This window comes from Rhizobium leguminosarum, from assembly GCF_001679785.1.
Classification (GTDB): Bacteria; Pseudomonadota; Alphaproteobacteria; order Rhizobiales; family Rhizobiaceae; genus Rhizobium; species Rhizobium leguminosarum_R.
The window spans coordinates 2,745,471-2,759,790 of sequence record NZ_CP016286.1 but is presented as its reverse complement, the minus strand read 5'-3'; the positions used below and the strand labels follow the sequence as shown (position 1 = coordinate 2,759,790).

The window sequence follows — 14,320 nt, the reverse complement described above, 5'->3', positions numbered from 1 at the left end:
CGAGCGATCGGAAGGTTTGCGTCTGCTGCACCCCCTAATCCGCCCTGTGGGGCACCGACCGGGGTCGAGCCAGAGGTTTCGACCGGTCCTTCGGAACTCCGGTGGGTAGAATGGGGAATCGCAGCGTCGCAACGAATCTCTTCTCCCCAGCGGGGAGAAGATGCCGGCAGGCAGATGAGGGGGGCGGCACGGCACATCATCCCGTTCAAGGGAACCGGAGACAATTTGCCGGCTCGACAGCGCCCATAGGCGCCATCAAAGACCTGACGTCTGCAATTTCCCGCGGGCTTCGATCATCGGGATCGCTTCCGAATAGCTGACGCAGGCGACGTCAGCCCGGTGGCAGACGTCGCTGGCCAGTCGGTCGAGGGCGCGCCAGTAGGCGCCGCCGTTCATTTCGACGAAGTGGAAGCCGAGCTGTAGCGGGATGCGGGCGCCGGCATATTGCTTGTCGAAAGCCTCCTTGAAGGCGCCATAGGCTCGGTCCTCGAATTCCTCGGAATCGGCCGTATCTTCCTCACCCTTGGAATGGCGGACGAAGAGATTGTAGTCCATGCCGATGATCGGCTTGTCGTTCGGGCCCTCGGGGATCAGCGGCAGGCCGAAGCGGATGATGCCGTCTTCCTCGACAGGCATGGCCGGGCCTTTGGTGACGAGGCTCGCGTCATAGGTGAAGCCCGCCTTCTTTTCGGCGGCGATCATGTCGGCGCCCGCAGTTGCCGAGAGATAGGGGGCGCGAAAGCCCTTGATGCCGTGATCGACCAGATCCTGCCAGCCGGCCGGCTCGTGGAGACCGACGCTCTTCCAGGCATTCTCAAGCGTCGCGTGGAAGGTGGCGTACTCCGCCGACCAGTCGGCCTCGCTCCAGAGGCGGCCGTCGAAATGGCCACAGGCATGGCTCGATATGTCGTGGCCTTCGAGGTGGGCGTGCCAGATATTGCCGAGGCGCTCGCGGATCTCGTCGTCGCTCTGGGCGAAGCCGACATTGGATTTTCCGCGTTTCTGGTGCGGCGCCTGGTAGGCCTTCTTGGCCGCCCCGTTCATCAGGAAAGTGCAGGAAAGGAAATAGGTGAAATGGGCGCCGTTTTTCGCCGCCATCTCGCGGCTCTTCAGCCAGAGCGCGTTGTCGTGGGCGCCGTCGAAGGAAATGATGACGAGCTGTTTCGGCCGGTCGGCCGCCTCCGCAATTGCCGGAAGGAGGAGCGAAACAGAAAGGCAGGCAGAGAGGAGGGAACGAGACATGGGCACCGCGACAATTTGTTCGCGGTTTCCCTCCGACAGAATTGCGGCGAAGCTGCGGTCGCGCTGGCATTTTCTCGCGCCAGCCGGTAAGCCATGACAAACGGCACGGAAGGGATCCGCAATGACATTGCTTATCGTCGGCATCATACTTTTCCTCGGGGTGCATCTGGTGCGGGTGCTGTTGCCGGATTTTCGCCGTTCGATGATCGCAAGCCTCGGCGAGAAGGGCTGGCGGGCGGCCTATTCCATTGCCAGCATCGCCACGCTGATCCTATTGATCTACGGCTTCGGGCAGGCGCGGCAGGTGACTGGCGTGCTTTACAATCCACCGGTCTGGATGGCGCATATAGCAATCACGCTGATGCTGATCGCGATGATCTGTCTCGTCGCCTCGCTGCTGCCGGCGGGGCATATCGCGACCAAGACCAAACATCCGATGGTGCTGTCGGTGAAGATCTGGGCGCTGGCGCACCTGCTCTCCAATGGCGAGACGTCGTCGGTTCTGCTGTTTGCCGCCTTTCTCGCCTGGGGCGTCATCCTGCGCATTGCCTTGAAACGGCGAGAGAGGGCGGGAGAGATCACGCTCCGACCGTTCGTCTCGGCTAAATACGATCTCTATGCGATCGTCATAGGCATCGTCGTCTGGGCGCTGATCATCTGGAAGCTGCACGAATGGTTGATCGGCGTTTCGCCGCTCGTCATCTGACCTGCGCATAACCCCAAAAATCGATTCCGATTTTCGGAAAGGATTATGCGCGGATTCAAAGTGTTAGAGCGTCCTTAGCGCATCCTGTCGGACGCGCGGCGCTCTAATCTTCCACATCCCCCTTACAACGGCTGCAAAATGGAGTAGAAGGCCCGACAATATGCGTTTTGCATGGTGTATGGGTATTTCCGCGGCCGGAGACGAGAATGGCATTCAACGACGACAGCTTCATCCGTGAAGTCAATGAGGAATTGCGGTCTGACCAGATGAAGGGCGTCTGGCGCCGGTTCGGCCGCTATATCGTCGTCGTCGCCATCCTGATCGTCGTCGGCACCGCCGGCAAGGTTCTCTACGACTATTGGGACGACAACCGCTCCTCCGGCACCGGTGACCAGTTTCTGGCGGCAATGAAGCTAGCCGACGAGAACAAGAACGACGAGGCGCTGGCCGCGCTCGACAAGCTTGAGAAGGAAGGCCATGGCGCCTACCCGGTGCTGGCGCGGATGCGGGCTGCGACTGTTCAGGTGCAGAAGGGCGATGCCGCCGCGGCAATCGCCGCCTTCAACGAGATCGGCAAGGACAATGCCGTTCCGGCCGCCGTGCGCGATGCCGCCAAGATGCGTGCCGGCTGGTTGCTCATCGAGAACGGCACTTACGAACAGGTTTCGGCGGCGATCGAGGAAATGGCCGTTCCGGGCAACGCCTTCCGTCATTCGGCGCGCGAGGCACTCGGCCTTGCCGCTTACAAAGCCGGCAACATGGCGCAGGCGCGGCAGTGGTTCCAGTCGATCGTCGAGGATACTGACAGCCCACGCAATGTTGCCAATCGCGCCCATATGATGCTTGATCTGATTACCGCATCCGGCAAGGCGCCCGCCGCTCAGGGCTGATCGCGTTAAGGACAAGATATGAGTTTCACGGTCGCCATCGTCGGTCGTCCGAATGTCGGCAAGTCGACACTTTTCAACCGGCTGGTAGGCAAGAAGCTGGCGCTTGTCGATGACACGCCGGGTGTTACCCGCGACCGCCGGCCGGGCGATGCGCGGCTGATGGGCCTGACCTTCACGATCATCGACACGGCTGGTCTGGAAGAGGCCGACGCGGAAAGCCTGCAGGGCCGGATGCGGGCGCAGACGGAAGCGGCGATCGACGAGGCGGATATTTCGCTTTTCGTCGTCGACGCCAAGAGCGGATTGACGCCCGTCGATACCGACCTTGCCGAAATGCTGCGCCGGCGCGGCAAGCCTGTGGTGCTCGTCGCCAACAAATCCGAAGCGCGCGGCTCCGACAGCGGCTTCTATGACGCTTATACGCTCGGCCTCGGCGAGCCGACGCCGATTTCGGCAGAGCATGGGCAGGGCATGCTCGACCTGCGCGATGCGATCGTCGCGGCAATCGGCGAGGACCGGGCCTATCCCGAGAAAGAGGATGTGGCGGTTACCGACGTCGACATTCCGCAGACCGAAGGCGAGAGCAGCGACGAGGACGAAGAGCCGACCTATGACGAGACGAAGCCGCTCAGAGTGGCGATCGTCGGCCGGCCGAATGCCGGCAAGTCAACACTGATCAATCGCTTCCTCGGCGAGGACCGGCTTTTGACCGGGCCGGAGGCAGGCATCACTCGCGATTCCATCTCGGTCGAATGGGATTGGCGCGGCCGCACCATCAAGATGTTCGATACGGCAGGCATGCGCCGCAAGGCGCGGGTGATCGAGAAGCTGGAGAAGCTTTCGGTCGCCGACGCATTGCGCGCCATCCGCTTCGCCGAGACCGTCGTCATCGTCTTCGATGCGACGATCCCCTTCGAGAAGCAGGACCTGCAGATCGTTGACCTCGTGCTGCGCGAGGGACGCGCCGCCGTGCTCGCCTTCAACAAGTGGGACATGATCGAGGACCGGCAGGCGGTGCTTGCGGATCTGCGCGAAAAGACCGACCGGCTGCTGCCGCAGGCACGCGGCATTCGCGCCGTGCCGATCTCCGGCCAGACCGGCTGGGGGCTCGACAAGCTGATGCAGTCGATCATCGATACCGACAAGGTCTGGAACAAACGCATCTCGACGGCGCGGCTCAACCGCTGGCTGGAGACGCAGCAGATCCAGCATCCGCCACCGGCCGTTTCCGGCCGCCGCATCAAGCTGAAATATATGACGCAGGTCAAGGCCCGCCCGCCGGCCTTCATGATCTCCTGCACCCGGTCGGATGCGCTGCCGGAATCCTATACGCGCTATCTGATCAACGGGTTGCGCGCGGATTTCGACATGCCGAGCGTGCCGATCCGCATCCATTTCCGCTCGCCTGATAATCCGTTCGAAGGCAAGAAGAGACGAACGTAGGGTTCGGGGGCCTTTCGTAGTGGGAACACCCCCCTCTTCCCGGCAGGGCAGAGGGGGTACCACAAGCACTGTGATACCCAGTCCGGTTAGCAACTAAACCACGCTTCGATTCAGCGCCTCACGCAGCGCCACGATCTCGGCCTGGAGGCGGGTGAGGTCGACTGCATCGCGGCCGCTGGCAGCGGCGATGCAACCCGGGATGCCGATCGCCCTTTCCTTCAGGCGAATGCCTTCGTCGCTCAAGCGGATGACGACGACGCGTTCGTCGTCCTTGCTGCGTTCGCGGCTGACATAACCGGCGGTTTCCAGGCGTTTGAGCAAAGGGGTCAGCGTGCTCGATTCCAGGAAGAGCTTTTCGCCGAGGCCACCGACGGTCTGGCCATCCCGTTCCCACAGCGCGACCATGGCCAGATATTGCGGATAGGTGAGGCCGAGCGTGTCGAGAACCGGCTTGTAGACCCGATTTAGCGCGTGGCTTGCCGTATAGACGGCGAAGCAGATGAAATTGTCGAGCTTAAGCTGATCCTGCATAGGTTATCTCCAAACCAACTCAACTTATATCGCGCGATAAATAATCGTAGGCGTCTTTTACGCATGGCTGCTATGCAGAAATTTAAGTTGTCCAATATATAATCGTGCGCGATATGAAATCGGTGTTCAGAACGAACATCGAAACCCAGAGGACAAGACAATGTCGACCATCAAGACCGCATTTTCCGCAGCAGCACTGCTAGCAGCTTCCGCCGTCGGAGCGCTTGCTGATCCGGTACTCGAACCGACAACGCAGAAGTTTATCGACGGGCTTGCCGGCGGCAAGCCGATCTACACGCTGTCGCCGGCCGATGCCCGCGATGTCCTGGCCGGCGCGCAGAAGGGCGACGTGAAGAAGCGTGCCGCCCAGGAAGAAGACAGGGTCATCAAGGCCGGTCCGACAGGCAGCATCAAGCTGCGCATCGTCCGTCCGGAACATGCCAGGGGCACGCTGCCGGTCATTCTCTATTTCCATGGCGGCGGCTGGGTGCTGGGCGATGCCGATACGCATGACCGGCTAGTGCGCGAGATCGCCAACGGCGCCGATGCCGCCGTCGTCTTCGTCGATTATGAGCGCTCGCCCGAAGCCCGTTATCCCGTCGCCATCGAGCAGGCCTATGCCGCGACCAAATATGTCGCCGAACATGCCAAGGAGTTCAAGGTCGATGCCTCCAGGCTCGCTGTCGCAGGCGATAGCGTCGGCGGCAACATGGCGGCGGTGGTGACGCTGCTTGCCAAGGAGCGTGGCGGCCCTGCGATCGACCAGCAGGTGCTGTTCTACCCCGTCACCGACGCCAATTTCGACAATGTGTCCTACAACCAGTTCGCCGATGGGCCGTGGCTGACCAAGGAAGCGATGAAGTGGTTCTGGAACGCCTATCTGCCCGATGAGGCCAAGCGCAAGGAGCCGACGGCCTCACCGCTGCAGGCGTCGCTGGAGCAGTTGAACGGCCTGCCGCCGGCGCTCGTCATCGTTGACGAGAACGACGTGCTGCGCGATGAGGGTGAGGCCTATGCCCGCAAGCTCAGCCAGGCCGGTGTCCGCGTCACGTCGATGCGATACAACGGCACGATCCACGACTTCGTGCTGCTGAACGCGATTGCCGAAACGCCTGCGGCGCGCAGCGCGATTGCGGTCGCCAACGACACGCTTCGCAGCGCGCTTCACAAGTAAAACCAATCAGTCTGCGGATGGGACAGGCCCGGCGGTTTCGCCGGGCTTTCTGCTTCTTGGAAGCGATTTGGCAAACTGCCAGGCTTTCTTCCATTTCGGCGTGATCACGCCGTTGGCAGCGCGGATATTGTTGATGAACTGCAGCGTCGCCGCTTCCCAGGAATATCGCATGGCGAGCTCGCGTGCTTTGCCGCGCGAGGCGGAGAGGGCGGCTAGGCAGGCGGCCTGCAGGTTCTGGTCGAGCGCCCCGACCTCGCTATCCTCGCCGATGATGTCGACCGGGCCGGTGACCGGATAGGCTGCGACCGGCACGCCCGATGCCAGCGCCTCGAGGATAGTGTTGCCGAAGGTGTCGGTGAGCGAGGGAAAGACGAAGACATCGGCCTGGGCGTAGGTTTTCGCCAGATCCTCGCCGAACTGCACGCCGGCGAAGAAGACGTCGGGATATTGCTTTTCAAGCTCGGCGCGCGCCGGGCCGTCGCCGACGACGACCTTGGAACCCGGCAGATCGAGATCGAGGAAGGCCGGCAGGTTCTTTTCCAGCGCCACGCGGCCGACGGTCATGAAGATCGGGCGCGCCAAGCCGAACGGGTTTTCCTCGAGCGCCATCGGACGGAACTGCGTGGCGTCAATGCCGCGGCTCCAGGGCATGAGGTTGCGGATGCCCTTTTCCGACAGTTCGCGGGCGAGGCTCGGCGTCGCCACCATGCAGCCGGCGCCGCCATTGTGGAACCAGCGGACGAAGGAATAGAGCCAGCTCTTCGGTATCGGCAGGCGCGCGGAAACGTATTCCGGGAAGCGGGTGTGGTAGCTCGTCGAAAACGGCATACGGTTCTTCAGGCACCAGCGGCGGGCGGTCAGCCCCAGCGGACCTTCGGTGGCGATATGCACGTAGGAGGGATTGTGCTTTTCGATCTCGCGGGCGATGCGGCGGTAATTGGCGATCGACAGGCGGATCTCGGGATAGGTCGGGCAGGGGATGCTGTTGAAGCGCTCCGGCGTCACCATCGAAACCTCGACGCCCATCTTCGCCAGTTCGCGGTTGGTGTTCTCGATCGAGCGCACAACGCCATTGACCTGCGGGTGCCAGGCATCGGTGACGATCACCAGCCTCTCAGGCAGGTTTCCGGCGGCTGCGGCATTGGCCCAGCTCTCGCCGCTATAAGTGTTTGCCGGACGTTGCAGCATGTCACGATTTCCATCCGCGTCGCAGTGATATGCCAACGCTCAACCCCTCAGCGGGGTTCCGGAACGGCGATTCCCGCTTCTCTATTTTGAGGCATGACCATGATGGAAATATTACAGCCCATATTGCGAGGATTGCAGGGCTTTCGCCGGCCTGATCGCCCCGATTATGTCAGTGGCTGGCGGCAGTTTCTCATTTGAAAGAAGAAGGTCACGGCGCCGGTCGTGGACCGGCGCCGCCTGGGAGGTCAAGCTGCAGCGGAAGCCGAGCTTGCGGTCGGAACTTCCGAGATCGTCTTCAGAACCTGCGAAGCGATCTGGTAGGGGCAGCCCTGCGAGTTCGGGCGGCGATCTTCCAGATAGCCCTTGTAGTCGTTCTTGACGAAGGAGTGCGGCACGCGGATCGAGGCACCACGGTCGGCAACGCCGTAGGAGAACTTGTTCCACGGAGCCGTCTCGTGCTTGCCGGTCAGGCGCTTGTCGTTGTCAGGACCGTAGACGTCGATGTGGTCCATCAGGTTCTTTTCGAACTGCGCCATCAGCGCCTCGAAATAGGCCTTGCCGCCGACTTCGCGCATGTACTTGGTCGAGAAGTTGCAATGCATGCCCGAGCCGTTCCAGTCGGTGTCGCCGAGCGGCTTGCAGTGATACTCGATGTCGATGCCGTACTTTTCGGTCAGGCGCTGCAGGAGGTAGCGTGCCATCCAGATCTGGTCGGCGGCCTTCTTGGAGCCCTTGCCGAAAATCTGGAATTCCCACTGGCCCTTGGCCACTTCGGCATTGATGCCTTCGTGGTTGATGCCGGCAGCGAGGCAGAGGTCGAGATGCTCTTCGACGATTTCGCGGGCGACGTCGCCGACGTTCGAATAGCCGACGCCGGTGTAATAAGGGCCCTGCGGAGCGGGGTAGCCCTGCTCAGGGAAGCCGAGCGGACGGCCGTTCTGGTAGAAGAAATATTCCTGCTCGAAGCCGAACCAAGCGTCTTCGTCGTCGAGGATGGTGGCGCGGGCATTCGATGCGTGCGGCGTGACGCCATCCGGCATCATGACTTCGCACATGACGAGAGCGCCGTTGGTGCGGGCCGGGTCGGGATAGATAGCGACCGGCTTCAGCACGCAATCGGAGCTGCGGCCTTCAGCCTGCTGCGTCGAGGAGCCGTCAAAGCCCCAGAGCGGAAGCTGTTCCAGCGTCGGGAATGCGTCGAATTCCTTGATCTGCGTCTTGCCACGCAGGTTCGGTACCGGAGTGTACCCATCGAGCCAAATATACTCGAGCTTATATTTTGTCATCGTGACTCTCTCAATGCTACGAAGGTGAGCAAATCCGGAGGTGATCTCGGCGCGCAAGCGCATCCGACCGCCAGGGATGACGCTTTAAAAGCACGTAGTGTGCCAGTTTTGGCGCCACGCGAAAGAAAAATCGCGACTCAGCGTGTCGGCCGATTTTTTCCCTTTTGGAAAATCGGGCTGTTTTTAACGCTCAGTGGCGGTATCGCCCATCAAATCGCACTTTTTCCCTCTGGAACCGGATGAAAATTGCGGCGTTAGGCTGAAATGATGAAGTGTTAAACAAATTATCGGAAGCTTTTAGTCGAGACAGCATGCCGACCGATTACAATTGCAACATTGCCCTTATTTTATGCAATTTGCATAAACTATGTGCATTGTGCTATGTAGATGGTCCTGAAATGTTGATGCGCCGAACTGAATGGAGGCGATCTCATGCCCACCGGTTTCCATCGCGAATCCGCAACGATCTACCAGTTTCCCGTTAAGGCGATACGAAACGCCAACCGGTTCGAACGCGCCAGGCTGATGGAGCGCGAGGCCGCAGACGTCTGCGATGCTGCGCTCGACAGCTGCTGGTACCATGACGAGGCAGTTCGCGAGACCGATCGGCCGACGAAGTCCTGATTGCCCCAAGATCAGGATGATTTTAGGCCCGATCGGCCTGAATCCTGATCTAGATCAAAGAAATAGAGCATGATGTCGTCCGAAAACCGCGCACACTTTTCGGCATCATGCTCTAGCAGCGGGCAAACGATGCCGACAGGGCGGGGAGCGCCCGGACATGGTGTTCAACCTGCGTCAGCATGTGCGGCCCAAAAGCATGTTTCGCTAAGCGAATCTGAAAGATCGCGCCGCTTTAGCCGCCATCCAATCCAAGCTTTTCCCTTACGACCAATGCGCCATGTTCGCTGACGACGCGGGCAGCGACCTTTGCTGCGAAGCGGGCGGCGGCAAGTGCATCGCCTGCTTCGAGATATCGTGCGAGAAAAGCGCCGTTGAAGCTGTCGCCGGCGCTGGTCGTGTCGACCACCTTCTCCACCTTTTCGGCCGGAACGAAGGTCTGCTCGCCGGCAAAATTCAGCGTAACACCCTCCGCGCCGTTCTTGACGACGATATGGATGGCACCCAGCGCGCGATAGCGGTGGATCGTTGCTTCGATGGAATCGTCGCCGAAATGGGCGGCCTCGTCGTCGAAGCTCGGCATGACGAGCACGGAGGAGCGGGCGCCTTCGCTGATCGTCGTATGCATCACGTCGTAGCTCGACCAGAGGCGCGGACGGATGTTCGGATCGAAGACGACGAGCTTGCCGGCGGCCTTGGCGCGGCGGATTTCGGCGAGCAGCGTCTCGGCATCCTCATGCGGCAGGATGGCAAGCGTGATGCCGGAGAAATAGACGACTTCAGCGCTCTCCACCGCCTCGCGCAGGCGGTCGGGATCGGCAGCCAGGCTGCGGGCGGCGGCGCTGTCGCGCCAGTAGCTGAAGGAGCGCTCGCCGTTCTTCAGGTTGATCATGTAGAGGCCGGGCGTCCTGCCTTTGATGCGGCGGATGAGGCTCGTGCCGATGCCAGCCTTGTCGATGAAGGCGACCATCTCATCCGACATGGCGTCGTCGCCGACTGCGGTGAAATAATCGACCGACCAGTCGGGGCCGAGGCAGGCGCGGGCATACCAGGCGGTGTTGAAGGTATCGCCGGCAAAGCCCTTGCGCAGCAATCCGTCGCCTGCCTGCGAGAGTTCCACCATGCATTCACCGATCGATAGAAACCGTCCGCTCACCTTGTCCTCCCGGCATTAGAGCGCCGCGCGTCCAAAAGGACGCGCTAAGGACGCTCTATCACTTTGAATGGGCGCATAATCCTTTCCGAAAATCGATTCCGATTTTCGGGGTTATGCGCGGGTCTCCATTCGCTGATACGCGGAGAGTATGGGGGTGGCAAGCGCGGATATTGCGGGATATGAAGAGCCCGCTTTGCAGACAGGACGAAGGCCGCTTGCGCGGCCTTCGTATCACTCATGGTCTGTCCATATGATAACAGGCGGCCTTCTGGCCGGGGCGGACCTCCTCGGTCGGCGGCATTTCGGTGCGACAGATGTCGGTCGCCTTCCAGCAGCGCGGTGAGAAGACGCAGCCTTTCGGCGGGTTGAGCGGCGAAGGCGGGTCACCCTGCAGACGGATGCGGGTGCGCAGGCGCGCAAGCTTCGGATCCGGGATCGGCGCGGCGGAAAAGAGCGCCTGCGTATAGGGATGGGCGGGATGATCGAAGACGGTGGCGCAGTCGCCCGCTTCCACCACCCTGCCGAGATAGAGCACCAGCACATCGTCGGAGATCAGGCGCACCACGGAGAGGTCGTGGCTGATGAAGATCAGCGTCAGGCCGAATTCCTTGCGCAGCCTGCGCAGAAGCGTGATGACCTGGCCCTGGATCGAGACGTCGAGGGCCGAAACCGGCTCGTCGCAGATGATGAGCTTCGGTTTGGTGACCACCGCGCGGGCGATGCCGATGCGTTGCGCCTGGCCACCGGAGAATTCGTGCGGATAGCGGTTGATCATCTCCGGCACCAGGCCGACGGCGGTCATGATCTCGCGGACGCGTTCGGTGCGCTCGGCCCTCGATAGCTTCGGCTCGAAGACGGTGAGCGGCTCGGCGATGATGTCGCCGACTGTCATGCGCGGGTCGAGCGAGGCGATCGGATCCTGGAAGATGATCTGCATGTCGCGCCGCGCCGCGCGCATTTCCTCGTCTGACAGGTCGAGCAGGTTGCGGCCCTGCCAGAGGATACGGCCCTTCTGCGATTTCAACAGCCGCAAGATGGAGCGGCCGAGCGTGGATTTGCCGCAGCCGGATTCGCCGACGATGCCGAGCGTGCGGCCTTCGCTGAGGTCGAAGCTGACATTGTTGACGGCGGTGAGAAAAATCGGCGGCTTGAAGAGGCCTTTCGCCGGCAGTTCGAATTGGGTCGTCAGGTTCTCGACCCTCAGAAGCGATCGGTCAGCCATGGTTCAGCAACTCCTCACGACGCGGGAACGGATGGTAGCAGGCGGCGCAGTGGTGCGGCGCCAGCGTTTCGAGCAGCGGCGGGCGGTCGATGCAATCGTCCTGGACCTGCGAACAGCGCGGCGAGAAATTGCAGCCCTTCGGCAGGTGCTGCAGGTTCGGCGGACGCCCGGGGATGACGACGAGGTCGTCGACATCCTGGTCCGGCCGCGGGATCGAGGCATGCAGTGCTGCGGTATAGGGATGGGCCGGATTGTCGAAGAGCTCATCGACCGGCGCTTCCTCGACGATGCGGCCGGCATACATGACGGCGACGCGGTCGGCGAGGCCGGCGACGACGCCGAGATCGTGGGTGATCATGATCAGCGCCGTGTTCATCTCCGCCGTCAGATCGTTGAAGAGATCGAGGATCTGCGCCTGGATGGTGACGTCGAGCGCGGTCGTCGGCTCGTCGGCGATCAACAGTTTCGGCCGGGTGAGCAGCGCCATGGCGATGACGATGCGCTGGCGCATGCCGCCGGAGAGCTCGTGCGGATAGAGATGAAAGCGCCGTGTCGGGTCGGGGATGCCGACGCGTTTGAGCATGTCGAGTGCGGCGGCGGATGCGGCGCGCGCCGTCAGCCCGCCGTGCACCTCGAGCTGTTCCGTCAGCTGCCGGGAAATCTTCAGCGATGGATTGAGGGCGGTCATCGGATCCTGGAAGACCATGGCCATGTCCTTGCCGCGGATCTGGTCGAGTTCGCGCGGTTTCAGCGCCAGCACGTCCTTGCCTTCGAGCAGCGCCTGTCCCGTCGTTTTGCCGTTCTTGGCGAGCAGCCCCATGATGCCGAGGAAGGTCTGGCTCTTGCCGGAACCGGATTCGCCGACGATGGCAATGCGCTCGCCGCGCTTGACCGTCAGGTTCATGTTCGAGACCGCCTTCACCTCTCCATCCGGTGTCTTGAAGGTGATCGAGTAGTCTTTGAGTTCGAGAAGGGTATCTTTTTGTGTTTCCTGGGACATTCTTAGCGATCCTTCGGGTCGAACGCGTCGCGCAGGCCGTCGCCGATGAAGAGCAGGCTGAGCAGCAGGGCGACGAGGAAGCTTGCCGGGAAGACCAGCAGCCACGGCATGCTTTCCATGGCATCGGATCCCTCGGCGATCAGTGTGCCGAGCGAGGTCAGCGGTTCCTGCACGCCGAAGCCGAGATAGGAAAGGAAGCTTTCGGTGGCGATGATTTCAGGCACCGTCAAGGCTGCGAAGATGACCACCGGTCCGACGAGGTTCGGGATGATGTGTTTGATGATGATCTTGAACGGCCGCTGCCCGGATGCGCGGGCCGCTTCGATGAATTCGCGATGCTTGATCGACAGCGTCTGGCCGCGCACGATGCGGGCCATGGTCAGCCATTCCAGCGCGCCGATGGCGGCAAAGAGCAGATAGACGTTGCGGCCGAAGATCACCATCAGCAGGATGACGAAGAGGATATAGGGAAGCGCATACATGATATCGACGAAGCGCATCATGATCGCATCCAGCCTGCCGCCAATATAGCCCGATACCGCGCCGTAGAGCACGCCGATGAAGACGGAGACGACGGTCGCCGTCAGCGCCACGGCGAGCGAGACGCGGGTGCCGTAAAGGACGCGAGCGAGGAGGTCGCGGCCGTTCGGGTCGGTGCCGAAATAGTGGCCGGTTTCGATCGAGGGCGGTATGCGGAAGGCCGCCCAATCGGGATCCTCATAGTTGAACGGAATGAACCAGGGGCCGATAAAGGCCGCGAGGATCAGCAGCGTCAGGACGACGATCGACAGGACGGCGGCCTTGTTGCGCCCGAGGCGGCGCAAGGCATCCTTGGTGAGCGAGCGGCTTTCGGGTGCAAGGCCTTCCGCCTCCAGCAATTCCTGGGCAAGCAGTTCGCGCTTTGCGGGGTTGAGGATCATCTGTTTCTCACTTTCGGATCGAGCCACGCATAAGCGATGTCGACGAGAAGGTTCAGAACGACGATCAGCACCATATAGAAGATGACCGTGCCGAGAACCATGCCGTAGTCGCGGTTGAGCGCCGCGTTGATGAAGTAGCGGCCGATGCCGGGCAATCCGAAGATGCTCTCGACAACAAGCGAGCCGGTGAGAAGGTAGCTAGCTGCCGGTCCGAGATAGGAGACGACAGGCATCAACGCAGGTTTCAGCGCGTGGCGCATCACGGTCAGCCGCGGGCCAATGCCCTTGGCCTTGGCGGTGCGGATGAAGTTCTGGTTCATCACCTCGATCATCGAGCCGCGGGTGATGCGCGAAATGCGCCCTGCATGCGGCAGAGCCAGAACGACGATCGGCAGGATCAGGAACTTGATCGATCCGTCACCCCAGCCGCCGACCGGAAGCCAGGCGAGATGGATGCCGAAGACGAGCTGCAGTATGGGGGCGATCAGGAAGTTCGGCAGCACGACGCCGATCAGTATGAGCGCGCCCAGAATATAATCCGGCGCCTTGTTCTGGTAGAGCGCCCCAAGACAGCCGACGGCCACGCCGACAATGATAGCAATCAGGAAGGCAGCCGTACCGATGGTGAAGGTGTAGGGCAGACCGATCATGATCTGCTGGGCGACGGTGAAGTCTTCGCTGGCGAAGGACGGGCCGAGATCGCCCCGGAGCAGGTCACCGACATAGATCAGGTATTGCTGGATGAGCGGCTTGTCGAGGTTGTAGTGAGCCGCAAGGTTTTTCAGGATCACCGGCGGCAATGGCCTTTCGCCATCGAAAGGGCCGCCGGGGGCAAGGCGCAAAACAAAAAAGCAGGCTGTGACGGCGATCCACAGAACGGGGATCGTCGACAGGAGGCGACGGAGTGCGTATTTGATCATGATCGTGGGCCGGTCCTTCCC

14 protein-coding genes are annotated in these 14,320 nt (G+C 61.5%); 5 read left to right on the top strand and 9 right to left on the bottom strand.

The window, feature by feature from the left end; genetic code table 11:
• Nucleotides 1-255 precede the first annotated feature (255 nt).
• Nucleotides 256-1,242 (bottom strand): polysaccharide deacetylase, encoded by a 987-nt coding sequence (locus BA011_RS13780; protein ID WP_065282534.1) that lies wholly within the window; start codon nt 1,240-1,242, stop codon nt 256-258.
• Nucleotides 1,243-1,363: 121 nt separating this feature from the next.
• On the opposite strand from BA011_RS13780, the gene BA011_RS13775 reads away from it, so the two are divergent.
• The 3 genes from BA011_RS13775 (at nt 1,364) to der (ending at nt 4,281) form a co-directional block, all read left to right on the top strand.
• Nucleotides 1,364-1,948, top strand: a complete 585-nt coding sequence (locus BA011_RS13775; protein ID WP_065280885.1) for an NnrU family protein — start codon at nt 1,364-1,366, stop codon at nt 1,946-1,948.
• Between the two features lie 206 nt (nt 1,949-2,154).
• Nucleotides 2,155-2,838: a tetratricopeptide repeat protein gene (locus BA011_RS13770; RefSeq protein ID WP_065280884.1), complete on the top strand. Its 684-nt coding sequence runs from the start codon at nt 2,155-2,157 to the stop codon at nt 2,836-2,838.
• An 18-nt stretch (nt 2,839-2,856) separates the two neighbouring features.
• Nucleotides 2,857-4,281 carry a ribosome biogenesis GTPase Der gene (der, locus tag BA011_RS13765; protein ID WP_065280883.1) on the top strand — a complete coding sequence of 475 codons (1,425 nt, stop codon included), beginning with the start codon at nt 2,857-2,859 and terminating at the stop codon, nt 4,279-4,281.
• Between the two features lie 93 nt (nt 4,282-4,374).
• Here the strand turns inward: der and BA011_RS13760 are convergent, their stop codons facing one another.
• The gene (locus BA011_RS13760; protein ID WP_065280882.1) at nt 4,375-4,812 is read right to left on the bottom strand and encodes a MarR family winged helix-turn-helix transcriptional regulator; all 438 of its coding nucleotides are present in this window, start codon (nt 4,810-4,812) and stop codon (nt 4,375-4,377) included.
• 160 nt (nt 4,813-4,972) lie between these two features.
• On the opposite strand from BA011_RS13760, the gene BA011_RS13755 reads away from it, so the two are divergent.
• Nucleotides 4,973-5,986, top strand: a complete 1,014-nt coding sequence (locus tag BA011_RS13755; protein ID WP_065280881.1) for an alpha/beta hydrolase — start codon at nt 4,973-4,975, stop codon at nt 5,984-5,986.
• A gap of 6 nt (nt 5,987-5,992) precedes the next feature.
• On the opposite strand, the gene BA011_RS13750 is transcribed toward BA011_RS13755, so the two are convergent.
• Both BA011_RS13750 and BA011_RS13745 read right to left on the bottom strand, forming a co-directional pair.
• Entirely contained in the window at nt 5,993-7,174 is a 1,182-nt protein-coding gene (locus BA011_RS13750; RefSeq protein WP_065280880.1) for a glycosyltransferase family 4 protein, read from the bottom strand.
• 245 nt (nt 7,175-7,419) lie between these two features.
• On the bottom strand, nt 7,420-8,460 hold the full coding sequence (locus BA011_RS13745) for a glutamine synthetase beta-grasp domain-containing protein (protein WP_065280879.1): 1,041 nt from the start codon (nt 8,458-8,460) through the stop codon (nt 7,420-7,422).
• 432 nt (nt 8,461-8,892) lie between these two features.
• Here BA011_RS13745 and gstI point away from each other — a divergent pair, with 432 nt between their 5' ends.
• Complete coding sequence (gene gstI, locus BA011_RS13740) at nt 8,893-9,084, top strand: glutamine synthetase translation inhibitor GstI (protein WP_065280878.1); 192 nt, start codon at nt 8,893-8,895, stop codon at nt 9,082-9,084.
• A gap of 232 nt (nt 9,085-9,316) precedes the next feature.
• On the opposite strand, the gene BA011_RS13735 is transcribed toward gstI, so the two are convergent.
• The 5 genes from BA011_RS13735 to BA011_RS13715 all read right to left on the bottom strand — a co-directional run bounded on the left by BA011_RS13735 (nt 9,317) and on the right by BA011_RS13715 (nt 14,299).
• A complete protein-coding gene (locus BA011_RS13735; RefSeq protein WP_065280877.1) occupies nt 9,317-10,237 on the bottom strand; it encodes a sugar kinase in 921 nt (306 codons plus the stop codon).
• A 235-nt stretch (nt 10,238-10,472) separates the two neighbouring features.
• Complete coding sequence (locus tag BA011_RS13730; protein ID WP_065280876.1) at nt 10,473-11,459, bottom strand: ABC transporter ATP-binding protein; 987 nt, start codon at nt 11,457-11,459, stop codon at nt 10,473-10,475.
• A complete protein-coding gene (locus BA011_RS13725; RefSeq protein ID WP_065280875.1) occupies nt 11,452-12,459 on the bottom strand; it encodes an ABC transporter ATP-binding protein in 1,008 nt (335 codons plus the stop codon). Before BA011_RS13725 ends, BA011_RS13730 begins: the two co-directional genes overlap by 8 nt.
• A gap of 2 nt (nt 12,460-12,461) precedes the next feature.
• Complete coding sequence (locus tag BA011_RS13720) at nt 12,462-13,379, bottom strand: ABC transporter permease (RefSeq protein ID WP_065280874.1); 918 nt, start codon at nt 13,377-13,379, stop codon at nt 12,462-12,464.
• Complete coding sequence (locus BA011_RS13715) at nt 13,376-14,299, bottom strand: ABC transporter permease subunit (RefSeq protein WP_065280873.1); 924 nt, start codon at nt 14,297-14,299, stop codon at nt 13,376-13,378. The genes BA011_RS13720 and BA011_RS13715 overlap by 4 nt, the downstream gene beginning before the upstream one ends.
• Nucleotides 14,300-14,320: the final 21 nt, after the last annotated feature.